Here is a 24,719-nt window from a genome sequence, read left to right as displayed (position 1 = left end):
CGTATGTTTAAACACGTCTATTGAGAAATTGCTCCACTTGGTCGGGTGTCCATCCTTGCATTTCCTCTGCAAGTTGCGCTGGCGACATTGCTGCCAAACGCTCATCACGAGAAACACCAGCAGGACTACCAGCAGGCAAATCACTCAGACTGTTCGGTGGTGGTGTTTGAGCCTGACTCACAGCTTTTTGCGCTACTGCCTTTACTGCATCATTGGCAGGTTGAGCAGCTTGTTGACCTGATTGGGTATTCGACTTATACAATCCTAGAAGTTCTACCACCTGAGCAGCTGAACCTTTATCCAAAACTGTTTCATACGCATCTTTCAGAAAACTTGGTTGTGCATTCTTCCAATCATTAAATTCTTTCGATTCAACAATAGATTCTGCATCTGGGTGTGCTGTAAAGATTTCGTTAAAATGGGCTTGCTCTACACTGACCTGCTGTTGTTGCTGAATTGGAGCTAAAGCAGTTTGTAATTGCTGTTGCACCAAAGTTGAAACCTGTGAATTAACAAGTTTCTGAATACCAGCAGCCAAATCTTTCTCGCTAAAATCCCCAAAGATTGCAGGGTCTACACCCTGATCAATCGCTTGTTGTGCGATATTTGCTTGGTTGTCCTGTGTAGTTGGATCCTGTCCGTTATCTTTACGTTCCTGTGCATCAGCTTGAAGTTGTGCCAACTGTTGTTGAGCTTCATCAAACTTTTGCTTCCATTCCTTTTCACCGTTACGTGCTTCCACTAACTTGTCATAGGGAATGGTGTGTTTTCCGTCTTTAGCTAAGATCACAGCATTTTCAGCATTTAACTGGCTTTCATCGACCTGTTGTTGCTGTTGTGCTTGTTGTGTATCAGCTCTTGCGGAGCTATGCTCCTCATGCGTACCGTCTTGACCTTCAACTTTTGGGGTATTTTCTTCTGTAACTTGGGTAGTTGCTGGCTGACTACCATTTTCCGCATTTGCGGTATCGCCATTTAACGCTTGCTCTAAAAGCTGCGCTGCAAGTTCAGGTGATGCTTTACCACCGTTAGCTTCAATCAACTCATTTTGTTGCTCTGTAATATCCATGTCTGTCCTATCACTTATCGCTGTGACCGCAAAGGCGAATGGCTAGAGTTATCTAGCGTTTAGCTGTTGATTGCTCAACATGAGACAAGTGTCTAGGATTTATATATGATGTCGTTAGCCTTACAGGGGGTAGGATTAATGGCAGAATATTGTGCTCAATGCGCCAAGCAATATGGAATGAGTAATGGGTTTATCAATGAATGTAAGCCGAACTATCTAGCAAATGTTATTTGTGAAGGTTGTGGCGTAATTCAGGTGAATCACAAAGGTGAATGTGTGAGCCATGATTGTGACAATGGCAATCATGCTGTGGATTGGCAAATCAAAAAATAAAAAACCACTCAATCGAGTGGTTTAATGCTTGCATTTGGATGCCATCCTACATATAGCCATTTTTTTGGCTTTGGTACCCACTCATAAACATTTCCTTTTTCATCCTTTTTAAGGAAAAGCGGACCAGAAAAATGAGTGGCATCCAATGGGATTCCCGTCATTAAGTCTAATAATGTTTCACCTGTGAGATTTTTACTAGCAATATCAATCCAGTATCTTTGCGTGTACCAATTGCCATTCTCCCAACAATAAACATCATCAAGTGACTTTGTTTTAATCGCATCTTTTAACTTATTAATACCACCAAACTTACTTATAATTTCTGTTTTATACATTTTGCACCTCTGCAAAACCTACTATAGTGTTGGCAAATGCGGTAGGTAAACGCATCTTTCGGGGATCAGCCTAGCCAACGGTTAAATTTTAACAAACTTAGCTTATAAAATCCTACGTTATTGCTATTTATCCAATGCTTGACGTACAAAAGCATCTTTGGCTTCAAGCAACTTTCGTAAACCAGTGGATTTTTCTGGCCCATCTGGCAACTGCTCATCCATTTGACGAGCCAAATCACCAATAGGCTTACTTACAACCTGTAAGTGTTCAGGTAGATGCTCATAGTTGAAGTATTTTAAAATTGGTGCTGGCATTGAATAAATCCTCAATAAAAAGACAGCCGATTCGACTGCCTTAGTATCTGTGAACAATGAAAATTACTCTTGCCTTACAGGGGGCATGTTGTCACTGGTTCGTGGAGTCTCAATCCCCTGCATTCCTGTTGAACCTTGCTGTGGTACTGGTGGGTTCATTGGACTTGTATTCTGTTGAACCATTGGCAATTGCTCACTGCCAACCTGTGCTCCTTCACCCTCAATGTACGGACTACGAATATTGCGTGCTGCTGTCTGTTCTGCAGTTGGGAAGTTTGGATCATCACCCATCGGATTAGGACGCTGGTAACCTGCACCTTTCATAATCTCGTCAGCAATAGGTGCGATCTGTGGCATCATTGCTACCTGTGAACCTCCTTGCATTGCTGAATATGCAGCTTGCACACCAATTTGTACTGAACGTGCATCTATTTCCTTAATTTCACTTACTGCTTTACGCTCTTTAAGTTCAAGCTCTCGACGTTTTAGATCAATACCAGCATCGGCAAGTGCTTTATCAACAGCTTCTTTAATTTGTTGTTCCACTTGTTCTGGTGTCGGTGCCTGTGTAGCTTGACGAATAGATTCAATAATATCTTTCTTGAATGGAATGTCAGTCAAGGCCATCACATAAGGCAATACTGCAACTTGAACCTCTTGAGGTAAGGATTTAACAATCTCAGACAAGGCATTAAGTTGTTGTTCTCGGAAAGTGCTGGTACTTGGAACATCATCAAGTACAACTTTCAAGCGTGTACGTTGAACATCATTACTAACATAAGGATAACCATGTTCATCAACCTCGGGTTTATTGATAACAACTGTACGATCCTCACGTACCGCATCACCTTCAATAATGATAGTCTGTTGCTGAGTACCCATATCCTCAACAATCATTGATAGTAGCATTTCTCCCATGAGGGTACGTCCCTCACGGAAATTATCCATCATCTTCATTAAGGTCTGGTTTGACTGCTCGATCTGTAACTGTTCTTGTTTTCCAGAAGTAGCATTACCTTTTTTACCTTGGAACCCAGAAGTAATATTACTTACTTGCTCAATGGCAGCACGATTATCACTAATCAGTTGGAAATGTTGCTGTGATAATTCATAGTCACGTTTAATATCGAATCTTGCACCAGGTCTAGCCATATGTGCTGCATCCAATACAATATCAGCATCAGGACGTGCAACTTGACGACGTAATTGTTCGTCTGTCATAGCCACTGCACCTTTGGTACGTTCAACACGTGTAACACTCATGCCCCAACGCAGTTTAGAAATACCTGAATTGATACTATCCTGACTGTACTTCATGCCACGAACAAAGCCATACGGTATGCCAGTATTATCTTCACGGAACCCAAAAAAAGGTACATAAGGGAAATAATGGTGTGAATATGGCGAAGGACTATCATGTAAAAGGTGTGGTCCAAGCCAATATGAACGACGCAATTTTGATATGGTAGCCTGCTCTACACGTGCAACACCTTGATAAATTGCTAAGTCATGAGCCATATTATTGGCATCATACTCAACGATACGACCATCACTGAACTTTAAAACTGGTACATGCACCCAACGACGGTACCAAACCTCAGTAACGTTTATCTCTTTAGATGTAGGGTTATACCAGTAGTTTTCACTTATCGTCCATGAACGTGCATCAAGCCAAGCATTTTGTAAGCCTGTACTTGCTCCACCATCGAGCACATCAGGTTGCTGCCACCATGAACCGCCATAACGACCAACTGTTTGGATTAGATCCTTGTGTTCAGGGAAAGCACTCATCAATCGTTTAGGATGAACCCAACGAGTACGGCGTAACCAGCGTGCATCAGATAAGTCTGGTTCTGTAGACTTCATATCCCAATGAATTTCATTACGATGAACTACAACACAACGATAAGGATATTTGAATGGGTCTTGCTCACGCTTTACCTCAACCCATCCTAAACCACATGAAATTTGAGGACGAAAAGCATCACTACACGCTTTATCTGCTTTAGATAAGCGTTCAGCTTGATTTAACTTGTAGTTCAAGGCATCAGCAACATCATCACCGCCAGTCTCACCATTAGCTTTTACACGCCAATCAGTACGAGTCTGTAGCTCATAACCCATAATCGACAATAAAGCTGGACTGATTCTGTCCTCTACTGCAGGTGGAATACCGATCTGTTGCATACGGTTAAGCAAATCTGTATCTAATTGATTGCCATCTGCGTAATCCATCTCTTTATCTGCGATATGACGCCAATGAGGTTGTTCCTCAATTTCGTGCATGATCTCCGTTAATTCTTCCAGACTGAGCGTATCATCATCGCTAATCTGCTCACTTGTAGCTGTATCTTCTTGAGTAAACATAGCTTTTCCTTATAAACGCCAATCTGTCGGAGGTGCTTCGACATAACCATGTTGATTTTGATGTGTTGTACCTTGATTCATACCAGTAAGACTAGCCGTATAGACGTAATCACCAAGCAACCCTGCATCTTTAGCCTGTGCCCACTGTCTAAGTGCATCTGCACCTTCTGAGCAACCATTGGATTTATCAGGCTGATCAATAAACATATTGGCTTGTTGGTTAAACTTTTTCTTATAGCCTTCAATACGTTCGATACCCAATTTGCATCGTTCTTCATCAAACCAAGCATTCTTTAAATGTCTACGAGTCTGTTGAATACCAGTTGTGAGTAACGTAATACGTGGAATGACTACAAAATTATGACCAGGCAATAATTCCTCAAGCATTTCTAATACTGACTTGTTGTAATCGCCAAGCCGTTGATGTGCTGCATCGTGCGGTAAATAATGAGTATGATAGATATAAGGTTTATCTTTAATCAGTTTCACGTAATGACGTAAATCTTGAAAATGATCTTCTTCATAATCAATAAAGCGATCTTGCTGATTCATCATTTGATGGAACCAAATTGCACAACCATCATGGTTGCCAATATCCCAAAAGGTACACGTAGGTACATCTAAAACTTCAATTTGAGCAATACCACTACGTTTACGCAACTCAAGCATATCTTTTGCGTAGTAGTTCCCTTCTGTACTGACCTGAAATGCTTCATCAGGAAATGAGGGATACTCTTGCCACATCAAAGCTTGATCACCAGATAGATCATTATCACGTGTCGATACATACCAAGCACGTTGATCAGGATCAATTTTGATCTTCTTGCCTAAGTTTCTGGATACAACAATTTCAATGCGATCAAAAATATTGTGGTCTTTCTGAGTAATAATGACTTCTGATGAATCAATACGGTACTTAGGTTCTTCCCACCAACCATAAAAATGTAGTCTGAAATCTTTTGGCGTAAGTTTTTTGCGTGATGCAAAGTTCTTCTGTGCGATCTGAACCTTATCAAAGAAGTCACCACCACGACCTTCAGCAGTAGATTCAATGACACATATACCTGTTGTTGGAACTGCTGGTAATGAACCTGTACGAACCTCTTTCGCTTTACCAGGTGATTGAGCGCAAATCTTACCGTATTCAGAAATAAGTAAGCGGTGCATGGTACCACCACGGAATGATACGGCCACTGAAATTTTAGAACCATTATGGGCGAATTCCATCTCAGTTCCATTATTCGTTTTGAGTGGAAAGCGTTCTAATATTTCAGGCGGTAAGTTATCGTAGGCAAATTTAATCTTGTCACTGAAAATATCACCGACAGTTTCTAAGTTCTGTGCAATAACACCACAATGTTGATTGGCATTAAATAAAGCGTGATCAAGCCACAATATACAAATCAATGTGGTGAAACCTAACTGACGTGCTTTTAAAATAATATTGCGGTACCACAACCGATTTAAGAATTTCTTCTGTGCATCATTAGGCTGGAACGGTAATTCAAATGTTGGAGCTTCTTCTACTTGCCCTAACTCATTTACAAAGTCATCACCTTTAATTTTGATCTTATATAAACAGCCACTAAAAATACGCCAAACAGGGTCTGCCAAGCAGCGTTCAAGCTCCTCGGCATTTGTCGGTAGTGGCTGTAAGTTAGTGTTATAAATCAATTTTTACTCCATTTTGCACAACATTGGTGCATTTTTGAAGCGTGTACGTGAATGAAATTGTTTTGGTGTGGGTGATTAGTCGTTCCATTCACGTACATGCACTAATATTCAGGATCATCGGCAATTGGTTTAAATGCAGAACTATTTCCAGTGCTTACTCGTTCAAGTAATGCAGTCAGTGCATCAACAGGTTTATTGTTCTCATCATCAAGTCCAAACGCTTGACGTTCTAAAGCAATCAATGTTTTGAGTGTGTCGCTTAAATCTTTCATAGACTTCACACGACCAGGCATTGAGATGATCTTCATGTAAAGGTCATTTACTTTGTCATTGCCTTTATCATCAGGTGACCACATAAGCTCACCTAACATTTCCAGCAATTTGACATTCTCTTGACCGACCATCTTTTCAAGCTCATCAAAAAGACTCATAGCAATCTTGCGTGAACGTTGAATATCTTTACGGTGTGCTAATCGGACTGACGCTACTTCATTGGCATTTGCATCAATAGTGTCTTTTTCTGAAATGGTCGTTTTCGTGCGCACACTGCTGCGCACACTCTCCTTGCGCACAATGTCATCTGCTTTAGCTTTAATTTTTTCAGATAGATCACGAACCCATTCGTATTGCTTTGCTCTACGTCTAATGCCTGATTCTGCAATATCATGCTCACCTGCAATTTGACGTAAAGACTTAATACCTGCTCGATAATCGAGTTCGATCTTTTCCCAATCAATTACTTTTTTTTCAGCCATGATCACCAAACCTCATATTGGTTTAATGATCATGTATATATGTGGGGAGGTCTAACCTTAGAGGGGGTTACCAGCGAATTGGTTTTTCTAATATATTTCCATTTTTTTGTTTTAATCCGCACCATTCACAGCAATCAACCATCCATGAATCAGCGTCACTGTATTTTTGTAGTTTAGGTGGAATATTTTCTATAATCAAAAGTCGATCATATGTAATGAACTTATGTGGGCATGAACCATCAAAACGACCTTCATGTTGAATTTCTTCTTCTGTTGCTTCTCTAAAAGTGCGCCTATAACCATAAAACCATGTAGTAGTTCTTGTGTTATAACGTCGAACTTCTACATCAATTTCATCCGTTTTAAATTCACTTGGCCATTGACGTTCAACCATCCAAAGACCTGTATCTTTTGAATCAAATATAGATACAACTTTTTTACCAATCAGATTCATAACAATTCACCTTGCTTGCCTATATCTAATAGATCCCCTACTTGCTTCGATAATTTACGTACTTGACCTGAAACTTCGCTCTGAAGTATTGCCATATGATGACCCATTTCAATATTTGCATATTGCATTGCTTCAGCAACCATAAGATTGCCAAGGTTACGAGCTTCACGTGGTGTTAATGTCAAAATCTGATCATCACCAATTTCAATTTTAACGGTACCATCAGGTAAAACCATCTTGGACATAATACGAGATGGGCGATGTTTAGGGGCTGGAATGAATACACCACGCTGTACACGGATAATCTGGCCACTATCGACAAGATGACTTAAACGATCATCAACGATAGATAATTTGAAGCCTGTCAATTGTGACAAAGTTTCTCTAGTAACGATTTGCTCTTGATTATGTAAATCCTCAATGGCTTCAAGGATTGTTTCAGCGTTAGACTTCATTGTCATACTCCCCTAAATCGTTCTTAAACTTCAACTACGTCAATATTGTGAATTAATTTCATCAATTTACGTTTGATGATGTAATCCGCAGTTTTATGACCTTTGGCATCTTCACAGATGAACTGATCATCTTTAGTCCAATAAACAAAGTCTGCTATGTAATCTGTGCCACGTACTTTCTCACCACAAATTTTCTGTGCCGGTATCAGGTTGTATCGAACCTGAGTCTGTAAATCCTTGATCTCACCTGCACGTTGTAAGACCTTTAAATCATTTAAACGACGATATTCATGCTGTGAATCAGCAACTTTTTCACCATCAACGACAACTTTATGATTCCCATACTTTGGCTGTTTAGGCTTGTTGTCACGTTGATGGACCAGTCTTTTAATTTGAGATTGTGATAAATAATTTGTCATGCTCTACCTGCATTAGAATTTTTATTAATACCCTTCACCTGAGCCATCAATTCAGGTGGACAGGTAGTGATTCTTCTCTCATCTTCCTTAGGTGCTTTTAATGCTCCAACTGGATCAGTGAATGCTTGAACATCTCCCATCAATTTCGCATTTGAAACGATACGAACGTACATATCCTTGAATGCTTTTGACTGTGATTCAGCACGTGGATTTAATTCATCAAAACCTTTCTTAAATTCTTTAATGGTTTTGAGCACATGTACACTGATTGAGATTGTCTGATTCGATTTCTCGTATGCTAATGCTTGTTGCCATGCTTCATTTTCAGTGAGCCAATGTGAACCTTGTAAACACCAAATCTTAAAATCTTGAATACATGGTGGCCATGGTTCATGGAGCATACGGTTATACCCATTTTCCAGCTGCTGAACTGTCAATCCTGAAAAGTCCTCAATCATTGCCTGTTCAAGATCGGCTTCATCAACTGCTGCCCAAAAATCTGTAAATTTCTTACCGTAACGAATACGCATTTTGTCAATTAAACGACGTGCTTCAGTAATGGTGAACTCACGCATGACCCACCTCCTCAATCAGAAAGCTCTTTGGGGGTTCAGGTACCACATCAATAATTGATGATTCCTGATGTTGTTCTTCACGGACTTTTTGACCATAACGCAACCAACGATTTACATTTTCCTGTTTAGCTTGGTATGCAGATGGTGTTTGGATAGGTTTATTTCGTCCTGATTGCTCAGTGACGCTATTTTTCGCCTTTCGGTTGATAAGTTTATGCTTGTTGTTGTTTACCCATGTCAGGAACGCTACAGCCCACTTCTGTGCTGTCTTGAAAGATTGCTTACCGTAATCATTCGGTGATGCAAACCAATCTCCAAATTCATCAAACAGGTTTTCAAGATCGTGTTGATCAAGATCAGGGTGTCTAGGTTTAGACAATTCGATGAAATCAGATTTTAATGTTGAATATTTCTGACCAAGTTCGATCACTGAGATTTTTGCAAGATCAAAATTGTGGTACTGCACAAACTGAGCTGGCGGTAGTGAAATTTTTTCCTCGTGTGTATTACTACTACGTTCTATTGGTTGTTCTATTGGTTGTTCTTGGTAGTTAGTATGACCCTGCGTCACTGCTTTTTGCACCAGAGTCACTGGTTGTTGCGTGAGAGTCACTGGTTCACTGTCGTCAGAGTCACTGGTATTGTTATCAGAGTCACTGCTTTCATTGTCAGAGCTGTGACCCTGCGTCACTGCTTTTGTGAGACTTTCCACATCAAAACGGTAATAAGATCGACGACCATTTGAACGATCTACAACCAATATTCCTAAATTTTCGATGTGTTTAATGTGTAAGCCCACTGCTCGATTTGATAGTCCAGTATCGTCCATGAGCGTTTGGATAGACGGATAACATTCACCAGTTTCATAATCAGCGTATGTAGCCAAAGTAATTGCCACTAACTTGGTTGTTGGTGGCATCGAGATTTGACGTACAGCTTTTACAAAGTTGAAATTGCTCATACCACCTCGCTAAATAAATCTTGTTGATTTTCAGCTTGTGGATTAATCCAAAGCACTTCCTCACGTTGAACGGAACCTGACTGGCCAGCAGCGGCAACAGACTTTTTAATTTTTTTCCACTTCAATGCTTCATAAATTGGATGTTCATATCCACATAGAATCACCATGCCTTTACAGTGTTGTAAAATGCTTACAAGCTGTTCATGATCGGCATTAGTCATCTCATGCCGATATGCTTTACCGCCCATATTTCGAGTATCTAAAACATATGGTGGATCAACAAAAAATAAGGTATTTTCTCGATCATGATCCTGAAGCACTTTGACAGCATCACGATTTTCAATAAGAACCTTTTTTAAGCGTGCAGCAGCTTGAAGAATTACTTCTGGTTGTCGTTGCCAAATAGTCACAATGTCACTTCCGCCTCGAGCTGTGTCTAAACGAAAACCAGTATTTCCTTTTGTTGCTCCTGCACTTCCAAAACCCATTTGTGCACGTATCACCAAACGTCTAGCTTGCTCAACCTTACATGTTGTATCAGCTCGAGCATTTAAAAACTCTGTGCGTGAATATGGTGTGAGCTCAATTTGTTTCGCCAATTCAATTGAAAGATTTGGGTCACGTATAACTTCAAAGAAATTTACGACATCACTGTCAAGATCGTTATAAACTTCCATACGGCTTGGCTGTTTTGACAAAAGAACAGATGCTCCACCACCAAATGGTTCAACATATGTCTCATGAGGAGGGAAATGGCTAATAATCCAGTCTGAAAGTCGAAACTTACCACCATGGTATCGAATAAGAGGATGATTCATAAATTCCACCTCACCACAAATCTTCACTACATAGCCCCATACGCGAAAATTTCTTTTCACCCAAGGCTATTAGCTCTAAGTCATTTTCTGTCCATTCTTGTTGGCCACATTCGATAGCGTGTAAAGCTGCTTGTGGGCGTGTATAGAACTTTCCTTGCTCACAATAAAAACCTTGGTGTAATGATTTACCCCATTGGTTTTGAATATCTGGTACCAAACCAAGTGACAAAATAATATTGATACAATCTGCATGGCGATTAGGTTTTGGTAGAGCGACCATAAGCTCACCTGCTTTAACAGCAACTCCGATAATCATGCTGCCACCCCTAAACCATTACCAGTAAGGGAGATCTGCACGGCTTTAAATTCGCGCTGACATGCCATGTTCTTGAATGCAGAAAAGCAAGTCACAATGTATGGCTGCTTTACAATTTTGAATCCCGGTCCCGCAACTTCATGCAAATATTCATCCATTAACTTGTTGGCACCTTTCCAGCGAGTTTTAACACCACATTCAACGATGTAAATCGGCTCTTGATCTTCTTCACAACCATTCAAAAACTGTCCATATGTCATGCGTTCAGGTACAGCTATTTCAAAATCGAGCTGTATAGATCGGCCATCTGGATGATCTGCGTATATGTCACAACTGATATGGAAGCTTTGCTCCTTGTCGATTAAATCCTTACGCATGGCAATCACAAGCGTACCCTTGGTCAAAGTTAGCAAATGGGCTAACTCAGGCGTTTGATCCTCAGATTTCCCATTTGTTAATTGCCAAAGGTCGAGAATGAGATTTTCTTCAATCGCTTCACCAATAAGCTGAAACTTGCGTACAGGATTTAAAGCAGGTTTATTGGGGTTGTATCTTTTATTACGTTTTTTAATCACGCCACACCCCCTAATCGAATTAAAGCAGCCCCAAAGAGCATGAAAATGAACAGCAAAGTTTTGTGGAGTTCTTTCATGCTGCCACCTTCTTTTCATGACTTGAACGAACTTTATTCACACCTTTTACATGATGTGGCCTATAAACACGGTCATAGCAGCCTTTACATGCTGATTCTGGTCGAAATGTAATGGTTCCATCCTTTAACTTTGATTTAATCATGAACCAAAACTCTGAATCTGTAGGCCAGTATTCATCACAGTGCTTACAAAGTTTTTCTTTACCTAGTTCAGTAAAGATATACATAGGTTTTTTAGCTTCATTTGATTTCATGCTGCTACTCCCTTATGTTTCTTCACATGCTGTGCCCAGCCTTTGCATGGTTTCATGCGCTTACGATCTGTAGCAGACGGACTATGCAAATTTTCAATATCTTTATGGCAATAAAAAACAGCATCCAACTCCAAGGCATGAGCCAAGTCTGATTGAGTAGAAAGACAATGATTTGCTAAAGTGCCGCAACGATAAGCACACGATTCACATAGAACATCTTGATTAGGTGCTTTTTGCGCCAAGATCAGCCCATTCAAAGCACCATGGAAACTAGGTGAAATAAGCTTGTCTATTGCGTATGGGTGCATATCGCCAGTGGTGACGAGATGTAAATACAATGTTTCATCACACGATTGGGCATAATTCACAGCAACATTCAGAACATTGCCAAGTAAATTAAGTAATTCATCATGTGATTTTGCTGAAAACTTATCCTTGATTGCCTGTAAGCGTTCAGCTTCAGGCAATTGGATAATGTCAGTTAGGGCGAGAATTGAGGTGTTATCAATCATGCTGTCACCTTCTTGATTTGTTCATTCATGCAAATTGAATAAACTTTTTTGCACTGATCAACATCAAACATCCCAATATGGCAGTCATTTGGATGAATATTCATTACTTCAGCCAAAGCTTTATAGGCTTCCTTGCGCTTCATGTGGCCATCACGCCATAACGGATCAAACACTCGATGTGCTATAGACTTCCATTTTCTAAGTTCAGCATTTGCCAATCGACCAAGTGAGTTTTTAGTACCAGGATGACAACCAACATAGGCATCACAAGGCACACATTGGTAAAACCATTTATGTGACAGGTCAGGTCTATGAGGATAAATGGCTGTGCCATCTACCCCATCAGACTCTTTATTGCAGTATGGACAGATTGGGTTTGTCATGACTGCACCTCCACCACTGCACCGCCATGCTCATGTAAGCAAATCTGCACACCGTTTGGGCAGGTACAGTATTTTTTAGAGATTACGCAATAAGCCACTTCAACCGACTTATCTTCTCCATCAGCAGCTAAATCAATACCAATGAAATACGCACTATCAGGCGCAACACCCAATTCAAACTCACGTTTTTCAATTTTCTGAATCAAACAATGATGGCACTGTTCCCCTTTAAACTCTGGACATTTGCCAGCGCACTTATGTTCTGTTAAATTACTCATGTTCATTTACCTGAATGTTGATGAATACTAGAAGCTCGACCTGCAACGTCGGGCTTTTTTAATGCCTGCCAAAAACTTTTCAAATTTCTGCATACATTCATAAATACACTCGTAGACGTTGTATTCTTTGATTTTTCTATGTGCTCAGATGATGATTGACCTGTCTCCAGTTCGATCTTTTTATCTATGGCATCTCTTAACCACTTAGCACGATCACTACCTTGGCTTTCAGCCAAAGTATCAATGATCTCTTGGACTTCCAGCGGTACACGTGTTGACATGGGTGCCAACAGTTTTTTGCTGAATACAAACATTATTTTTGTTTCCATAGGTTCACCTATTGAATTTGTTCAGGCTCTCTTAGTTCAATCCAAATGTCCTGATAATCTTCTGGGAAAAGGTCTTTGCGTGTGCAGATTCCACGATCTTCTGCAATCACAGCTAGGCGGATTTTTCTGTCAGTTGGAATAGCTTTCCAACCACTCACTGAAGGTCCTGTAATACCTAAAAGCCGTGCAACTGCATTACATCCACCAAGGGCTTCTATAAGTTGGTTGTCATTCATGTTGCTCTCCTATAACAAAAGCAATTATTAGGCATTCCTTATAAATAATCAATAGGCATACCTAATTTTATTCATGTTAGGATTTCCTAATGATTTGAGAGTTATTTATGAAGACACTTGCTGAAAGACTTAAATATGCAATGGAAGTTTTACCACCAAAAAAAATAAAGGGTGTAGAACTTGCTCGTGCTGTTGGTGTTAAGCCACCATCTGTTAGTGACTGGCTTTCTGGTAAATCAAAAACAATGGAAGGTGAGAATCTTCTACGAGCTGCAAATCACTTGAATGTGAACCCTATTTGGCTTGCGACTGGTAAAGGCTCACCTAAACAAGATGGTGAAATTAATCCTCAATTCACCCAGGTAAATGAATGGGATACCAATACTCCAGTAGATGATGACGAAGTAGAAATCCCATTTTTCAAGGATTTTTCTTTTGCTTGTGGCGGTGGTTCATTCAATGAAGCTATTGCTAATGAAAGACGTAAATTAAGAATGTCCAAAGCGACTTTACGCAATTTAGCAATCACAGAATCTAATGCAGTTGCTGCAACTGCATCAGGCGACTCAATGACACCAACCATTAATGATGGCGATACAATCCACATTGATCTTGGTCGCAAAGAGGTTAAAGATGGTCGTATCTATGTGATTTGTATAGGTGGGCTTCATTACTGCAAACGTTTATATAACCTACCCTTTGGTGGAATCCGATTGTTATCTGATAATTCAGAAGAATATAAAGAAATTGAACTTACAGCAGAAGAAAGAATCTCACAACAATTTGAAATTATTGGTTGGGTTTGGCAGATTGCGAAATTGGAAAAATGGTAACACCTGAAGGTATAAGTGTTTTAAGCCCAAACGAGTAAGAAAAAGTTAAATCATTATAATTTAGGTATCTAAGAATGCATGACTTTATATATAACTTAGGCATTATTGGTTTAATAATTATATTTTTTTATATCGTTTTTTGGCTTGATCGCAGAAATAAGCCAAGTGAACTTGATTTACTCAGAAATCACTTACAAAGAGTCACGCACCCGAATTTAAAAGTTAAGGGTTTTGGTAATTATCATATCGAATATGTGATAAGAGGACACCAAACTTTTGAATATTTTAAATATTGTAGCCAATATGAAAAAAACTTAGAAATAATGAAAAAGACTCATCTATAAAGATTTTAAAGCATGGCTTAACTGGCTATCGTGACTGGGAAAAATGGGGAAATTAATTTAATAAATTTGGTAATCCACCTATCTTAATGATGTAACAGCATATCAATAAACACCACTCCACCTGCTATATGCAGGTTTTCTTTTATCAAAAACAAAAAATTAGGCAATCCTAAAAATAAATTAGGAATACCTATTGACTAAATAATTAGGTTTACCTAATATTTATCTCACACACTAACCCAATGTGAGGTAAAAATGTCTACCAAACCAACCAACGCACAGCAATTTGTTGCTGACTTAGGTGCAGGAACCTTTGCTAACCAACTCGGTGCAGCTATCAGCATGGTTTCTCAAGGTGCTGTTCAGCACAACAAAAAAGGGCAAATCAAAATCACACTTGATATTGCTCGTATCGGTGATTCAAGCCAGGTCGAAATTGCACACACACTCGCTTTTGTTGAACCAACAGCAAAAGGTAAACGTGCAGAGGACACTACCTCAAAAACTCCAATGCATTTGAATGCTGGTGGTGATGTCACTTTGTTCGCTAACCATACAAGTCAATTATTCACTGAAGACGCTTAAACAGCCGCTTCTCATTACAAAAATTTTACCAACCATCCATAAGGTACTGAAAATGGAAAACTCTGCTAAAGAAATCGTTGAACTTGCGTTACCTGTAAATGATTTATCTCGTGGTGAACTTGTTGCCATTCATGAAAATTTCAATGTTCATGATTTAGAACAATTTCAAGCTGGTCGTAACCGTGCACGTGGTGTTTTAAAAACCCCATCTTTTGAAGATTTCAAAAGTTATGTTTTAGGTAATACGCAGTCTGAAAATTCTGTTCCTGAAGTAAAAGTTTATGCCCCTGTATTTGTTGACCACAAAAATGTATCAGCAACGGCAATTTTAAACTTCAAAGTTGTTGGATTGGCTCAAGGTCATTGTGACCATAAAGCAGTATTACAGCTTGAACCAACTGTAGTTTGGGAAAAACTAAACCAACTTAAAGATACCAAACTCAATCAAAAGCGTTTTACAACATTACTTGAAGATTGGGCAAGTGTATTCGCTGCAACAAGTGAAACTGGTGAAACGATCCATATTGCGGAAGCAATTAATGCAGTTCGCAACATGAAAGTTGGCGCATCTTCAACTACTGACTCGTCAGTATCAAACATGCAAGAAACTCGCTCAGTCTTTGACAAAGTTGAAGCTTCAAGCACAGCAGGGAAATTACCAAGTTATTTTGAAATCATTGATCCAGCTTATGTCGGTCTTGATGACAAAACTATTCGCTTGCGTCTTGTAGTAAATAGCTCAGATGGTGAGCCATCGTTTGCATTGCAAATCGTTAAAGAAGAACTCTTGCGTAATGAAATTATTCAAGAATTCAAGGAAAAAGTGATTGCCTTGCTTCCTGAAAACCCTGTCCGTATTGGTACCTTTTCCGCTTAAAACTAAAAATTAAGCAATAAAAAGCCCCGAAATTTTGATCGAGGACGGGGCTTCTTTAGGGGGTATAGCAATCGCTATAAGGAGATTATGAACATGGTTTCATTAAATTTCAAATCAATTTTGTTGGGTTTAGGTGGTGCAGTAGCAATGACAGCAGTTTTTGCGTCTGTGCAAATGTATCAACCAGCCAAGCTACCTGTTGAAGAACAGCAGCAGATCACAGTGGCATCAGACATCTACAAGGTGGATGAGCTCGATTTAGGCCCATACAACGACTGTCAACATGACTGTCATGCAACCTTATTAACAGCAAATGACCAGTATTACATCGAAGTGAATTTTGACTATTCAGGTTTCGATGATAGTAACGGCTTTAATCGTGCTGTAGGCATTCAGATTGATCGCTTAGAACCTGAATTGGTCGGTGATGAAGATGGCGAAATCAATGCATATCTTGATCGTTATGAAATCGACAAGATCAATGATGCTCTTGAAGACTCTATCGCTGTGAAATTACAGAAATTGAGAGGTTAATATGCTTGATTTAATTGAAATTAAAACAGCTACAAGCGGAAAAAATAATCCGTCTGAAAACCTTCAAGCTGATGTATACCGAGCTTTATTTGGTGAGCCTGTCAAATACAACGAATTTGAATTCGATGTTGGAAATAAAACTGTTATTTGCCTAATGCATGGCTTTCCTTGGCATGTGGTTTCTAAAGATGAACCATTTGATCAGCATAACGGTGAATTTTGGGGATGGAATCCGTTCAAAGTCAAAAGTTCTGGTCGATTTGGTGGTGGATGGGCTTTCAAATTTGGCATCACTTCAAATGAAAATTTTCGTGAATTAGTTATTGACGTGGGAATTGGTTCAATTCGCTTGGAAATCATGAATTCACGTAGAGGATTTAGAGCATGAAAATCAAAAAGATTACTTCTCAAATCCGTCGTGATTTCACAGCAATTTATGAATGTGAGCACTGCGGAAATACCGAAACACGTGATGGCTACGATGATGAATATTTCCATCGTAACGTCATACCAGCAATGGTTTGTGTGAACTGTCAGCGTACTGCTGATGAAAGCTACCGCCCTCTTGCAACGAAATATAGTGCCAATCAAACAGTATAAGGTGAACACAATGCCAAATCATGTAACCAATAAGATTATTATTCATTCTCCTAATGCTGAAGAAGTATTGGCGTTTGTTAAAAGTGAAAAATCTGATTTCGATTTTAATACCTTAATCAAGATGCCTGAATCATTGGGTATCGATGAAAGCAGTACAAAAGATGCAGCTTTTGTTTATGTTTTAACGGATGGCTATAAAAAAGAGGAACATTTCTCTGCCCCATTCCGTCACCGTAAATATTTTGGTTCTGTTTTTAATGATTTTTCTTCATGGGAATCTGAACTGGAAAGCTCAAAAGTAGATTTTGAACGAATCAAAGACAATAAAGATAGCCTAAATCAATTTATAGAGCTTGGGAAAACAGTTCTCGATAATTACAACAAATATGGTTGTTCTTCCTGGTACCAGTGGTGCGTAAAAAATTGGGAAACCAAATGGAATGCTTACCAAGTAGTTGTTAATGGCAACACTATTGAATTTGATACGGCATGGTCGGCTCCAATACCTGTTACCGATGAACTTATCAAAAAATTCAACCTCAGTTGTACGTTTAAAGCCTATGACGAAGGTGGAAATTTTTGGTTCATCAAAGAATATAAAGACGGTGTTTTAGTCAGTAATCGTTATTCAGTTGAAGAAGATATGAAGCCTTTAGCTTTGGAATTGAAAGGTTGGGATTTGGATTCTGCTGAATGGAATGAGGGTTAAGACATGAATACACAAGTTAATCGTGACCAATTTCTCGCTGGTCGTAAAAAAGGTATTGGTGGTTCAGACGTTGCTGCAATCCTTGGTTTTAGTCCGTACAAATCACCATACCAATTGTGGTTAGACAAAACAGGTCGCAATGAACGTAAAGAATCACAAAATGAATCAGCTCATTTTGGCAATTTACTTGAAGACGTTGTTGCTAAAGAGTTTTCACGTCGTTCAGGGATGAAAGTTCAACGTGTTACTCAACAATTATCTCTTGAAAACATCGGAGAGTCTTGGGCTATCGGTAACATTGACCGTGCTGTTGTAAATCCTAAAATCGCAGGTCGTGTTTTCCTTAAAGATGGGAAACTAACTACAGACCAAGGATTGGAATGTAAAACAGCTTCAGAATATTTGTCCAAGTTATTTGGTGAAGAAGGAACAGATCAAATTCCAGACTATTACCTTACTCAGTGTCTTTGGTACATGAAACTTACAGGCTTCCAAGTATGGCATCTTGCCGTTCTTATTGGTGGCAATAAGTTCCGCATGTATCGCATTGAACGTGATGAAGACTTGATTGATTCAATTTTTCGTCAAGTTAAAGCGTTCTGGTTCAACCATGTTGTTGCTGATGTTCCACCAGATCCTACTTGTTTTGATGATGTTTTACATCGCTGGTCAAATCATGTTGTGGGTAAACAAGTCGAAGCTGATTTTGAACATATCAAGCTTGCTGAAGAACTTATCACTGTTCAAGGTCGCCAAAAAGCGGACAAGGCTCGTGAAGATGAAATCAAGTTAAAGATTGTCTCCACGATGCAGGATGCTGAAATGATGATTAGCCAGGGCAAGTCCATCTGCACCTACAAAGAACAATCCTCTACTCGTATCGACAGTACGCTGTTGAAAAAAGAAGAACCTGATTTATTTGCGAAATATAGCAAAACCTCCAGCACCCGAGTTTTCCGTATTTCAAACAAATTTAAAGAAACAGTTTAAGGAATTTTATTATGAACGCATTAACAACCCCACAAAATGGTCAGATTGCCCACTTAACTGCTTTTGACATCATGATGAATCCTGAAATTATGGATCGTTTTGAGCGCATTGCAAGTGTCATGGCTTCATCAAAATTTGCAGTGCCGAAACATCTTCAGGGCAATACTGGAGATTGTTTAGCCATCATTATGCAATCAGCACAGTGGCAAATGGACCCTTTTGCTGTAGCTCAAAAAACTCATCAAATTAATGGTGTATTAGGGTATGAAGCGCAACTTGTGAATGCTGTGATTACCAATCGTGCACCTATCACAGGTCGTTTAAATTTTGAATGGTATGGCGATTGGGCAAAGATCAACGGCAAGGAAGATAAATCATGGGATAAAGGCATTAAAGTTTGGGCAACATTAAAGGGTGAAACTTCTCCACGTGAAATTGATATTTCTATGGGACAAGTAGGCTCAGTACGCAATTCACCTTTATGGGTAAGTGATCCACGCCAACAACTTGCGTATCTTGCTATTAAACGTTGGTCACGCTTATATACACCCGATGTAATTCTAGGTGTTTATACCCCAGATGAAATTGCTGAACGTGAAGAACTTGATGTTACCCCAGTTCAATCAACGGTAAAAAAACATCAAGGTTCGAGTGGGCTTAAAGCTCAAATGGCTGAACGTGCACAATCTCAAGAAACTGTCATAGATATGGCTTCTAATAACTTTGATGTTAAAGGACTCATTAATCAAATTAATGCTCTAAACACAATTGAGGAATTAAAGGCTTTAGCTAAAACAATTCCTGCCGATCTTGGCGAACCTGCAAAAACAGATATTTCTACTGCGTATGCCAACCGTAAAAATTATGTGCAATTACTGGTTGATTTGGATAGTGCCGATACCATCGAATTAATCAACTCAATTATGGCTGAACGTTTTGAACCCAATACAAGTTCAATGAGTGATGAACAAATTGATGAAGTTAGCGCACTATTTGAACGTAAATCAGCAGAACTTACACCTTAACTAATGGCATGTGGTGCCCTCACACATGAGGGTACCAGTAGTGAGATAGAAATATGAATCCAACTATTGAACAACAACATGCCATTGATATGGCATTACATGGTCAGTCTTGTAAAGTGACCGCATACGCCGGTGCTGGTAAGACTTCTACCCTTAAACTGATTGGTAATGCAAAGCATCACCAACATGGAATGTACTTGGCATTTAACAAGGCTATTGCAACAGAAGCACAGTCTAAATTTAACCATAATGTTAAGTGCAAAACATTTCACAGCCTAGCTTATAACTCAGTTCCACGCTGGCTGACCAATAAATTAAAAAATCGTCGCTTGATGTCAAACCAATTGGCATCTCGCCATGATCTTGAGAATTATCAAGTACCAGTGGCATTGGTTAAACAACGTGGTGAGGATGACCAGAAGCGTTTATTTAATTCAAAACGTATGGCCACATCTATGATGAATGCCGTTGGTTATTTCTGCCGATCTAATTACAGCGAAATTCAACTATCACAAGTTTACGCTGCTTTACCTGATTGGATGGATGATACATATCGTGCTGAATTGGCAAATATCCTTTTACCTAAGGCACATGATTACTGGAATGACATTCTAAATCCTACTGGTATAAACCGTCTTGAACATGACCATTACCTAAAATATTGGGCATTGAGCAATCCAGTGATTAATGCTGACTTTATTTTATTTGATGAAGCACAAGATGCTGATCCAATCATGTTAAATGTCTTGAGTAAGCAACGTGCTCAGGTAATTTATGTGGGTGATCGTCACCAGCAAATCTATGCGTTTCGTGGTGCTGTCAATGCGATGCAATCCCTAGATATTGCTGAAACACGTTTGAGTCAATCATTCCGTTTTGGTGAAAACATTGCTGATCTTGCGAATAAAATTTTGTTCAATGTTTTGGATGAAGAAATTCCATTACGTGGTTTTGAACAAATTGACTCTAATGTTGGTGAAGTCACCGATATGGTTGCAGATGCATTTATCTATCGTACCAATGCTGCTGCCCTTTCCAACATGGTTGAGCTGGTAAAAATTGGACGTGAACCACGTTTGGAAGTTGATACAGGTTCTTTATTAAAAAACATTGAAGATGCCAAAAAAGTTAAATCTGGAATAAAAGTCCACGATGGAAGTGTATTTGAAGGCTTTAGCAATTGGGAAGAAGTCATTGAATATACCGAAGAAGTTTCAGGAAATGACTTAAAAGCACTCGTGAGTCTGATTAATACAGTTGGTGAAGCTGCTTTGATTGATGCATTGCTAAAAAGCAACTCCAGTGATTATGACTGCATTGTGACCACAGCTCATAAGTCTAAAGGCTTGGAGTTTAACAAGGTCAAACTTGGTGGTGATTTCTTTTATAAAGAAGCTGCTGCACCTGGTGAAAAAATCCTAACCGAAGATGAAGCTCGACTTTTATATGTTGCTGCTACTCGAGCTAAAAAGCAGTTAGATATTTCTGCATTGAACCCACTGTTTAAAGCTATCGGATATAACACCCAAGCTGAGGTAGCAACATGATCACTCGCCTACCTTGCCGATTTACAAACTTATTCACTTACTGGTTGTACTGTGATGGATACAGGCCACAAGTGAAAAAAGATGCTGTGGTTATGCGTCGCGGTAACAGTGTACTCAAAATCTTCTGTCACAAAGGCCGAATGCAGCAAGATTATTTGATGAATGAAGCATGTCAGCGAAAATTCAAGCAATTTTGTGGATGCTACTTAAACGGATATCGAGAGTTTTTAGTCGGATTAGAGCGCGAAGCAAGAGTTGAAGTAGCTCGTAGTAAAAATTTTAACTATTTAATGGTGGCGTGATGGATATTCAGAAATTAACAAAAGAACAGGCAGTAATAATTTCAGGCTTTACTGGCATTTTGTGCGGTGAATTTTCAGACTTTCATGCTGATGTTGAAAAGCGCCTTGGTCGCGGTGTGCAGACTTTTGAGTTTGGTTTTAAGGAGTTTTCGGCTGAAGTTAAAAGACTTTATGAAGCCGATTTTATTGAAATGGGTACGGTTAGTAAGGAGGAAGCCAAAGCCCAAGCGGTGCCTGAAGAATCGAAACATGAAGGTGGTTATTACCTGCAGGACTGCCGTGGTTATATCGGTAACTGCATGAAATTTTGGTACACACATGGTTACGGAGCAAAGCTACATAATTTCCATTGGTTTCCAACACTTGATGATGCATTAAAGGCCGCCGGTGGCGCTCCATGGCATAAGCCTTGGTATGCACCTTACGTTGACAGTCTGGCAGAAAAAACAATTGATATGCAGTTAGCGGATCGTGAGCAGGAAAAAGCCATGATCGAAGCACAGGAGAATTCGTAATGGGAGTAGCGATCAATCGAAATGACCAAATCGACACATCAATGATGTTGATTTTGCGTTATAAAAGACCTGTTGTTGCCTTAAAAGATATTGTGGAAGATTACATGCCACATTTAGATATGGCAGCTGCAAAACAACGAGCAGCTAAATGTAAACTACCTTTCCCAGCATTTAAGGTAGATGGTAATAAATCTGAATACTTTGTAAACTTAACGGATGTTGCAGTTTGGTTGGATTCACTGCAAAAAGAGTCTCAGAGAAATTGGAGTGAGGTGAATTGATTTCACCTCCTTTTTTTACGCCAATTCTACGCCATACGCCACGCAAAAAACACTAAGATATTGATTTTAAATTATTATTATAAATAGTCTAACCCACCTGCCATCGGAGCAACAATCAAATTATTTGACAGTTGATATGAACCAATATACATATATTTTCTTACAATTTCTGATCAACATAGTATACTTCATTCGCCCGTTCGGCTCATCTTTTTGTGCGGTGTTGTTTCATTATGAACCAAGTGTTTTCGACTCGTCCTCTATTCAAGACATTTAGCCTCTTGGCAATCAGCATAAGTTTAGCAGCTTGTGGTGATAATGCGTGGTGGTCAAATGGTAAAGAGCCTGAAATGAAGGCAGAACAAATTACCAAAGTTCTTCCGCCTCGCGTCAATGACCGCCAATCATGGTCGCAAGATATCTTCGATATCATGCAACAACTCAATATTCCGAAAACCAAGCAGAATGTCTGTAGTATTGTCGCTGTGGTCGATCAGGAATCGAATTTTGTTGCTGATCCTGCTGTACCTGGGCTGGGTGAAAAAGCTGTCAAGGAAATCAATACTCGACTAAATGAAAAGTTTGAAGCCAAACTGGGTGAAACTATTGGTGGTACCGTTGCTGGTTATTTTGAAGACGTATTAAAAAACCAGCCATCACCCGAAAATAACTACATGAGCCAAATGCGCAAAGTGAAAACCGAGCGTGAACTTGATTTACTTTATCGCGAAATTTTTGATTATATGTCAAAGCACTATCATGTTAGTGCTTTAACTGGTGCAGCCAAGTTGGTCGGGCAAGACATCGGTGAGAAAATGAACCCGATTACGACATTAGGTTCAATGCAAGTGCATATTAATTATGCCAAAGAGCATAAGCGCCAAAGTGGTAATATCGCGGAACTCCGTAATGATCTCTACACCCAATACGGTGGTTTATATTATGGAATCCATCGCTTGATGGAGTATTCTGCCGATTATGATAAAGCCATTTATCGCTTTGCTGATTACAACTCAGGTATGTATTCCAGCCGTAATGCCGCTTTTCAAAAAATGGTTGAGGTAATTCAAAATAAAGACCTCGATTTGGATGGTGATTTACTGCTTTATAATAAAGACGGTAGCCCACAATCGACCCTCAGCCAATCTGAAAAAGAGATTATCGCAGCCTTTACTAATAACAAGGTTTTAGTGACGCCACGCCAAATTCGCGCGGATTTAAAAAAAGAGAAAGAGAAAAAATTCGAAGATACACAAACCTATTTAGCCATTCAAAAGCTGTATCAAAGTAAAACCAATAAAGAACCAATTTATGCAATGATGCCTGAAGTCATCATTTCAGGCCCTAAACTCAGTCGTGACTATAATACCAATTGGTTCGCCAGTCGCGTAAATGGACGATATGAAACATGCATGCAAAGAGCGAAACACATCAGACTATAAATTTAGCTTTATTTGATTTTGATGGGACACTTTACCCAAGAGATAGTTTTACTGGGTTTATTTTCTTTGTGCTTTCCAAACGCCATATTGTCAAAAAAGGCTTGAAGATTCTCCCTTGGATTCAAGCCTATTATTTACGCCTCTACCCTGCTCATGCGATGCGACCCCGCCTGTTCGAAACCATGTTCAAAGCCATTCCAATCGATTTTGTTGAAAAACTAGCTCAGGAATATGCACAAAAACTGATTAAACACCTAGATCCAGATTTACTACAACAACTTCAACAACACCAGCAACGAGGCGATCATGTTGTTTTGGTTTCCGCCTCTATTGATCTGTACCTAGATTCAATCTGTAAACTACTGAATATCGACTTAATTTGTACCCAGACAGAGATCAAGGATGGCGTTTTAACAGGCCGTTATCGCTCAGAAGATTGCAGCTGTGAACAAAAGAAATTACGTATTTTGCAGAAATACAATTTAGCAAATTACCAAAGTATCTATGCGTATGGTAATAGTGAAGAAGATTTAGAGATGCTTTCTCTAGCAGACCATGCTTATATGGTGGGCACGAAGCAAGCCCTGCCCTCATTAAACGGTACACAATTAGAACTGGCAGACATGAAAAAGCCCGCTTAAAGCA

General features: G+C 39.4%; 36 protein-coding genes. 16 read left to right on the top strand and 20 right to left on the bottom strand.

Going from position 1 to position 24,719, the window contains the following annotated elements; translation table 11 throughout:
- Window positions 1-7 precede the first annotated feature (7 nt).
- On the bottom strand, window positions 8-1,069 hold the full coding sequence (locus tag NQU59_RS09310) for a hypothetical protein (RefSeq protein ID WP_257063209.1): 1,062 nt from the start codon (window positions 1,067-1,069) through the stop codon (window positions 8-10).
- A 105-nt stretch (window positions 1,070-1,174) separates the two neighbouring features.
- On the opposite strand from NQU59_RS09310, the gene NQU59_RS09305 reads away from it, so the two are divergent.
- Window positions 1,175-1,402, top strand: coding sequence for a hypothetical protein (locus tag NQU59_RS09305; protein WP_228271263.1), 228 nt, complete (start codon window positions 1,175-1,177; stop codon window positions 1,400-1,402).
- A gap of 8 nt (window positions 1,403-1,410) precedes the next feature.
- On the opposite strand, the gene NQU59_RS09300 is transcribed toward NQU59_RS09305, so the two are convergent.
- The 19 genes from NQU59_RS09300 to NQU59_RS09210 all read right to left on the bottom strand — a co-directional run bounded on the left by NQU59_RS09300 (window position 1,411) and on the right by NQU59_RS09210 (window position 13,490).
- Window positions 1,411-1,737 carry a hypothetical protein gene (locus tag NQU59_RS09300; RefSeq protein WP_257063205.1) on the bottom strand — a complete coding sequence of 109 codons (327 nt, stop codon included), beginning with the start codon at window positions 1,735-1,737 and terminating at the stop codon, window positions 1,411-1,413.
- Between the two features lie 123 nt (window positions 1,738-1,860).
- Window positions 1,861-2,052 (bottom strand): hypothetical protein, encoded by a 192-nt coding sequence (locus NQU59_RS09295; protein ID WP_257063203.1) that lies wholly within the window; start codon window positions 2,050-2,052, stop codon window positions 1,861-1,863.
- A 63-nt stretch (window positions 2,053-2,115) separates the two neighbouring features.
- A complete protein-coding gene (locus NQU59_RS09290; RefSeq protein ID WP_257063202.1) occupies window positions 2,116-4,419 on the bottom strand; it encodes a portal protein in 2,304 nt (767 codons plus the stop codon).
- A gap of 9 nt (window positions 4,420-4,428) precedes the next feature.
- Window positions 4,429-6,093 (bottom strand): terminase, encoded by a 1,665-nt coding sequence (locus NQU59_RS09285; protein WP_257063201.1) that lies wholly within the window; start codon window positions 6,091-6,093, stop codon window positions 4,429-4,431.
- A gap of 101 nt (window positions 6,094-6,194) precedes the next feature.
- Entirely contained in the window at window positions 6,195-6,848 is a 654-nt protein-coding gene (locus tag NQU59_RS09280) for a hypothetical protein (RefSeq protein ID WP_257063200.1), read from the bottom strand.
- Window positions 6,849-6,915: 67 nt separating this feature from the next.
- Window positions 6,916-7,302 (bottom strand): hypothetical protein, encoded by a 387-nt coding sequence (locus tag NQU59_RS09275; RefSeq protein ID WP_257063199.1) that lies wholly within the window; start codon window positions 7,300-7,302, stop codon window positions 6,916-6,918.
- On the bottom strand, window positions 7,299-7,757 hold the full coding sequence (locus NQU59_RS09270; RefSeq protein ID WP_010112825.1) for a hypothetical protein: 459 nt from the start codon (window positions 7,755-7,757) through the stop codon (window positions 7,299-7,301). Before NQU59_RS09270 ends, NQU59_RS09275 begins: the two co-directional genes overlap by 4 nt.
- A gap of 23 nt (window positions 7,758-7,780) precedes the next feature.
- Window positions 7,781-8,176, bottom strand: coding sequence for a DUF1064 domain-containing protein (locus tag NQU59_RS09265; protein WP_111883828.1), 396 nt, complete (start codon window positions 8,174-8,176; stop codon window positions 7,781-7,783).
- Complete coding sequence (locus tag NQU59_RS09260; RefSeq protein ID WP_065992532.1) at window positions 8,173-8,751, bottom strand: hypothetical protein; 579 nt, start codon at window positions 8,749-8,751, stop codon at window positions 8,173-8,175. Before NQU59_RS09260 ends, NQU59_RS09265 begins: the two co-directional genes overlap by 4 nt.
- The gene (locus tag NQU59_RS09255; RefSeq protein ID WP_257063194.1) at window positions 8,744-9,712 is read right to left on the bottom strand and encodes a helix-turn-helix domain-containing protein; all 969 of its coding nucleotides are present in this window, start codon (window positions 9,710-9,712) and stop codon (window positions 8,744-8,746) included. Before NQU59_RS09255 ends, NQU59_RS09260 begins: the two co-directional genes overlap by 8 nt.
- A complete protein-coding gene (locus tag NQU59_RS09250; RefSeq protein WP_257063193.1) occupies window positions 9,709-10,530 on the bottom strand; it encodes a DNA adenine methylase in 822 nt (273 codons plus the stop codon). The genes NQU59_RS09255 and NQU59_RS09250 overlap by 4 nt, the downstream gene beginning before the upstream one ends.
- A gap of 10 nt (window positions 10,531-10,540) precedes the next feature.
- Window positions 10,541-10,846 carry a hypothetical protein gene (locus NQU59_RS09245; RefSeq protein WP_111883832.1) on the bottom strand — a complete coding sequence of 102 codons (306 nt, stop codon included), beginning with the start codon at window positions 10,844-10,846 and terminating at the stop codon, window positions 10,541-10,543.
- On the bottom strand, window positions 10,843-11,421 hold the full coding sequence (locus NQU59_RS09240; protein ID WP_257063192.1) for a hypothetical protein: 579 nt from the start codon (window positions 11,419-11,421) through the stop codon (window positions 10,843-10,845). Before NQU59_RS09240 ends, NQU59_RS09245 begins: the two co-directional genes overlap by 4 nt.
- Window positions 11,422-11,494: 73 nt before the next feature.
- Window positions 11,495-11,752 carry a hypothetical protein gene (locus NQU59_RS09235; protein ID WP_061517846.1) on the bottom strand — a complete coding sequence of 86 codons (258 nt, stop codon included), beginning with the start codon at window positions 11,750-11,752 and terminating at the stop codon, window positions 11,495-11,497.
- A complete protein-coding gene (locus NQU59_RS09230; protein ID WP_168377808.1) occupies window positions 11,749-12,264 on the bottom strand; it encodes a hypothetical protein in 516 nt (171 codons plus the stop codon). The genes NQU59_RS09235 and NQU59_RS09230 overlap by 4 nt, the downstream gene beginning before the upstream one ends.
- Window positions 12,261-12,647 carry a DUF3268 family zinc-finger domain-containing protein gene (locus NQU59_RS09225; RefSeq protein WP_257063187.1) on the bottom strand — a complete coding sequence of 129 codons (387 nt, stop codon included), beginning with the start codon at window positions 12,645-12,647 and terminating at the stop codon, window positions 12,261-12,263. Before NQU59_RS09225 ends, NQU59_RS09230 begins: the two co-directional genes overlap by 4 nt.
- A complete protein-coding gene (locus NQU59_RS09220; protein ID WP_257063186.1) occupies window positions 12,644-12,925 on the bottom strand; it encodes a hypothetical protein in 282 nt (93 codons plus the stop codon). Before NQU59_RS09220 ends, NQU59_RS09225 begins: the two co-directional genes overlap by 4 nt.
- Before the next feature lie 2 nt (window positions 12,926-12,927).
- Window positions 12,928-13,254 (bottom strand): hypothetical protein, encoded by a 327-nt coding sequence (locus NQU59_RS09215; protein ID WP_049044693.1) that lies wholly within the window; start codon window positions 13,252-13,254, stop codon window positions 12,928-12,930.
- A gap of 8 nt (window positions 13,255-13,262) precedes the next feature.
- Window positions 13,263-13,490, bottom strand: coding sequence for a Cro/CI family transcriptional regulator (locus NQU59_RS09210; protein WP_004761406.1), 228 nt, complete (start codon window positions 13,488-13,490; stop codon window positions 13,263-13,265).
- A gap of 107 nt (window positions 13,491-13,597) precedes the next feature.
- Here NQU59_RS09210 and NQU59_RS09205 point away from each other — a divergent pair, with 107 nt between their 5' ends.
- From NQU59_RS09205 to NQU59_RS09135, 15 genes are all read left to right on the top strand, one after another.
- Window positions 13,598-14,323 carry a LexA family transcriptional regulator gene (locus NQU59_RS09205; protein WP_180175462.1) on the top strand — a complete coding sequence of 242 codons (726 nt, stop codon included), beginning with the start codon at window positions 13,598-13,600 and terminating at the stop codon, window positions 14,321-14,323.
- Window positions 14,324-14,922: 599 nt separating this feature from the next.
- Window positions 14,923-15,252 carry a hypothetical protein gene (locus NQU59_RS09200; protein ID WP_010112842.1) on the top strand — a complete coding sequence of 110 codons (330 nt, stop codon included), beginning with the start codon at window positions 14,923-14,925 and terminating at the stop codon, window positions 15,250-15,252.
- Between the two features lie 52 nt (window positions 15,253-15,304).
- Window positions 15,305-16,129, top strand: coding sequence for a YfdQ family protein (locus tag NQU59_RS09195; RefSeq protein ID WP_257063181.1), 825 nt, complete (start codon window positions 15,305-15,307; stop codon window positions 16,127-16,129).
- A 93-nt stretch (window positions 16,130-16,222) separates the two neighbouring features.
- Window positions 16,223-16,663 carry a hypothetical protein gene (locus NQU59_RS09190; RefSeq protein WP_257063180.1) on the top strand — a complete coding sequence of 147 codons (441 nt, stop codon included), beginning with the start codon at window positions 16,223-16,225 and terminating at the stop codon, window positions 16,661-16,663.
- 1 nt (window position 16,664) lies between these two features.
- Complete coding sequence (locus tag NQU59_RS09185; protein WP_257063178.1) at window positions 16,665-17,051, top strand: hypothetical protein; 387 nt, start codon at window positions 16,665-16,667, stop codon at window positions 17,049-17,051.
- Window positions 17,048-17,263 (top strand): hypothetical protein, encoded by a 216-nt coding sequence (locus NQU59_RS09180; protein ID WP_257063177.1) that lies wholly within the window; start codon window positions 17,048-17,050, stop codon window positions 17,261-17,263. Before NQU59_RS09185 ends, NQU59_RS09180 begins: the two co-directional genes overlap by 4 nt.
- 10 nt (window positions 17,264-17,273) lie before the next feature.
- Window positions 17,274-17,972, top strand: a complete 699-nt coding sequence (locus tag NQU59_RS09175; RefSeq protein ID WP_257063176.1) for a DUF1281 family ferredoxin-like fold protein — start codon at window positions 17,274-17,276, stop codon at window positions 17,970-17,972.
- A gap of 3 nt (window positions 17,973-17,975) precedes the next feature.
- Window positions 17,976-18,962, top strand: a complete 987-nt coding sequence (locus tag NQU59_RS09170) for a YqaJ viral recombinase family nuclease (RefSeq protein WP_257063175.1) — start codon at window positions 17,976-17,978, stop codon at window positions 18,960-18,962.
- Window positions 18,963-18,973: 11 nt separating this feature from the next.
- Entirely contained in the window at window positions 18,974-19,987 is a 1,014-nt protein-coding gene (locus NQU59_RS09165; protein WP_257063173.1) for a RecT family recombinase, read from the top strand.
- Between the two features lie 53 nt (window positions 19,988-20,040).
- Complete coding sequence (locus tag NQU59_RS09160; protein ID WP_257063172.1) at window positions 20,041-21,534, top strand: 3'-5' exonuclease; 1,494 nt, start codon at window positions 20,041-20,043, stop codon at window positions 21,532-21,534.
- A gap of 71 nt (window positions 21,535-21,605) precedes the next feature.
- Complete coding sequence (locus NQU59_RS09155; protein ID WP_216076641.1) at window positions 21,606-21,836, top strand: hypothetical protein; 231 nt, start codon at window positions 21,606-21,608, stop codon at window positions 21,834-21,836.
- On the top strand, window positions 21,836-22,351 hold the full coding sequence (locus tag NQU59_RS09150) for a DUF7736 domain-containing protein (protein WP_257063171.1): 516 nt from the start codon (window positions 21,836-21,838) through the stop codon (window positions 22,349-22,351). The genes NQU59_RS09155 and NQU59_RS09150 overlap by 1 nt, the downstream gene beginning before the upstream one ends.
- Window positions 22,351-22,632: a pyocin activator PrtN family protein gene (locus NQU59_RS09145; RefSeq protein WP_009586842.1), complete on the top strand. Its 282-nt coding sequence runs from the start codon at window positions 22,351-22,353 to the stop codon at window positions 22,630-22,632. The genes NQU59_RS09150 and NQU59_RS09145 overlap by 1 nt, the downstream gene beginning before the upstream one ends.
- A 233-nt stretch (window positions 22,633-22,865) precedes the next feature.
- The gene (locus tag NQU59_RS09140) at window positions 22,866-24,074 is read left to right on the top strand and encodes a DUF1615 family protein (RefSeq protein WP_043971844.1); all 1,209 of its coding nucleotides are present in this window, start codon (window positions 22,866-22,868) and stop codon (window positions 24,072-24,074) included.
- Window positions 24,041-24,715 carry an HAD-IB family hydrolase gene (locus NQU59_RS09135; RefSeq protein WP_043971843.1) on the top strand — a complete coding sequence of 225 codons (675 nt, stop codon included), beginning with the start codon at window positions 24,041-24,043 and terminating at the stop codon, window positions 24,713-24,715. Before NQU59_RS09140 ends, NQU59_RS09135 begins: the two co-directional genes overlap by 34 nt.
- Window positions 24,716-24,719: the final 4 nt, after the last annotated feature.

This window comes from Acinetobacter colistiniresistens (genome assembly GCF_024582815.1).
Lineage (GTDB): Bacteria > Pseudomonadota > Gammaproteobacteria > Pseudomonadales > Moraxellaceae > Acinetobacter.
This window is presented reverse-complemented; position numbering and strand designations above follow the sequence as displayed.

Bases quoted from the DNA above. Each gene is read 5' to 3' on its own strand.
- NQU59_RS09310 (WP_257063209.1), bottom strand. From the start codon at position 1,069: ATGGATATTACAGAGCAACAAAATGAGTTGATTGAAGCTAACGGTGGT.
- NQU59_RS09305 (WP_228271263.1), top strand. From the start codon at position 1,175: ATGATGTCGTTAGCCTTACAGGGGGTAGGATTAATGGCAGAATATTGT.
- NQU59_RS09300 (WP_257063205.1), bottom strand. From the start codon at position 1,737: ATGTATAAAACAGAAATTATAAGTAAGTTTGGTGGTATTAATAAGTTA.
- NQU59_RS09295 (WP_257063203.1), bottom strand. From the start codon at position 2,052: ATGCCAGCACCAATTTTAAAATACTTCAACTATGAGCATCTACCTGAA.
- NQU59_RS09290 (WP_257063202.1), bottom strand. From the start codon at position 4,419: ATGTTTACTCAAGAAGATACAGCTACAAGTGAGCAGATTAGCGATGAT.
- NQU59_RS09280 (WP_257063200.1), bottom strand. From the start codon at position 6,848: ATGGCTGAAAAAAAAGTAATTGATTGGGAAAAGATCGAACTCGATTAT.
- NQU59_RS09275 (WP_257063199.1), bottom strand. From the start codon at position 7,302: ATGAATCTGATTGGTAAAAAAGTTGTATCTATATTTGATTCAAAAGAT.
- NQU59_RS09270 (WP_010112825.1), bottom strand. From the start codon at position 7,757: ATGAAGTCTAACGCTGAAACAATCCTTGAAGCCATTGAGGATTTACAT.
- NQU59_RS09265 (WP_111883828.1), bottom strand. From the start codon at position 8,176: ATGACAAATTATTTATCACAATCTCAAATTAAAAGACTGGTCCATCAA.
- NQU59_RS09260 (WP_065992532.1), bottom strand. From the start codon at position 8,751: ATGCGTGAGTTCACCATTACTGAAGCACGTCGTTTAATTGACAAAATG.
- NQU59_RS09255 (WP_257063194.1), bottom strand. From the start codon at position 9,712: ATGAGCAATTTCAACTTTGTAAAAGCTGTACGTCAAATCTCGATGCCA.
- NQU59_RS09250 (WP_257063193.1), bottom strand. From the start codon at position 10,530: ATGAATCATCCTCTTATTCGATACCATGGTGGTAAGTTTCGACTTTCA.
- NQU59_RS09245 (WP_111883832.1), bottom strand. From the start codon at position 10,846: ATGATTATCGGAGTTGCTGTTAAAGCAGGTGAGCTTATGGTCGCTCTA.
- NQU59_RS09235 (WP_061517846.1), bottom strand. From the start codon at position 11,752: ATGAAATCAAATGAAGCTAAAAAACCTATGTATATCTTTACTGAACTA.
- NQU59_RS09230 (WP_168377808.1), bottom strand. From the start codon at position 12,264: ATGATTGATAACACCTCAATTCTCGCCCTAACTGACATTATCCAATTG.
- NQU59_RS09225 (WP_257063187.1), bottom strand. From the start codon at position 12,647: ATGACAAACCCAATCTGTCCATACTGCAATAAAGAGTCTGATGGGGTA.
- NQU59_RS09220 (WP_257063186.1), bottom strand. From the start codon at position 12,925: ATGAGTAATTTAACAGAACATAAGTGCGCTGGCAAATGTCCAGAGTTT.
- NQU59_RS09215 (WP_049044693.1), bottom strand. From the start codon at position 13,254: ATGGAAACAAAAATAATGTTTGTATTCAGCAAAAAACTGTTGGCACCC.
- NQU59_RS09210 (WP_004761406.1), bottom strand. From the start codon at position 13,490: ATGAATGACAACCAACTTATAGAAGCCCTTGGTGGATGTAATGCAGTT.
- NQU59_RS09205 (WP_180175462.1), top strand. From the start codon at position 13,598: ATGAAGACACTTGCTGAAAGACTTAAATATGCAATGGAAGTTTTACCA.
- NQU59_RS09200 (WP_010112842.1), top strand. From the start codon at position 14,923: ATGTCTACCAAACCAACCAACGCACAGCAATTTGTTGCTGACTTAGGT.
- NQU59_RS09195 (WP_257063181.1), top strand. From the start codon at position 15,305: ATGGAAAACTCTGCTAAAGAAATCGTTGAACTTGCGTTACCTGTAAAT.
- NQU59_RS09190 (WP_257063180.1), top strand. From the start codon at position 16,223: ATGGTTTCATTAAATTTCAAATCAATTTTGTTGGGTTTAGGTGGTGCA.
- NQU59_RS09185 (WP_257063178.1), top strand. From the start codon at position 16,665: ATGCTTGATTTAATTGAAATTAAAACAGCTACAAGCGGAAAAAATAAT.
- NQU59_RS09180 (WP_257063177.1), top strand. From the start codon at position 17,048: ATGAAAATCAAAAAGATTACTTCTCAAATCCGTCGTGATTTCACAGCA.
- NQU59_RS09175 (WP_257063176.1), top strand. From the start codon at position 17,274: ATGCCAAATCATGTAACCAATAAGATTATTATTCATTCTCCTAATGCT.
- NQU59_RS09170 (WP_257063175.1), top strand. From the start codon at position 17,976: ATGAATACACAAGTTAATCGTGACCAATTTCTCGCTGGTCGTAAAAAA.
- NQU59_RS09165 (WP_257063173.1), top strand. From the start codon at position 18,974: ATGAACGCATTAACAACCCCACAAAATGGTCAGATTGCCCACTTAACT.
- NQU59_RS09160 (WP_257063172.1), top strand. From the start codon at position 20,041: ATGAATCCAACTATTGAACAACAACATGCCATTGATATGGCATTACAT.
- NQU59_RS09150 (WP_257063171.1), top strand. From the start codon at position 21,836: ATGGATATTCAGAAATTAACAAAAGAACAGGCAGTAATAATTTCAGGC.
- NQU59_RS09145 (WP_009586842.1), top strand. From the start codon at position 22,351: ATGGGAGTAGCGATCAATCGAAATGACCAAATCGACACATCAATGATG.
- NQU59_RS09140 (WP_043971844.1), top strand. From the start codon at position 22,866: ATGAACCAAGTGTTTTCGACTCGTCCTCTATTCAAGACATTTAGCCTC.
- NQU59_RS09135 (WP_043971843.1), top strand. From the start codon at position 24,041: ATGCATGCAAAGAGCGAAACACATCAGACTATAAATTTAGCTTTATTT.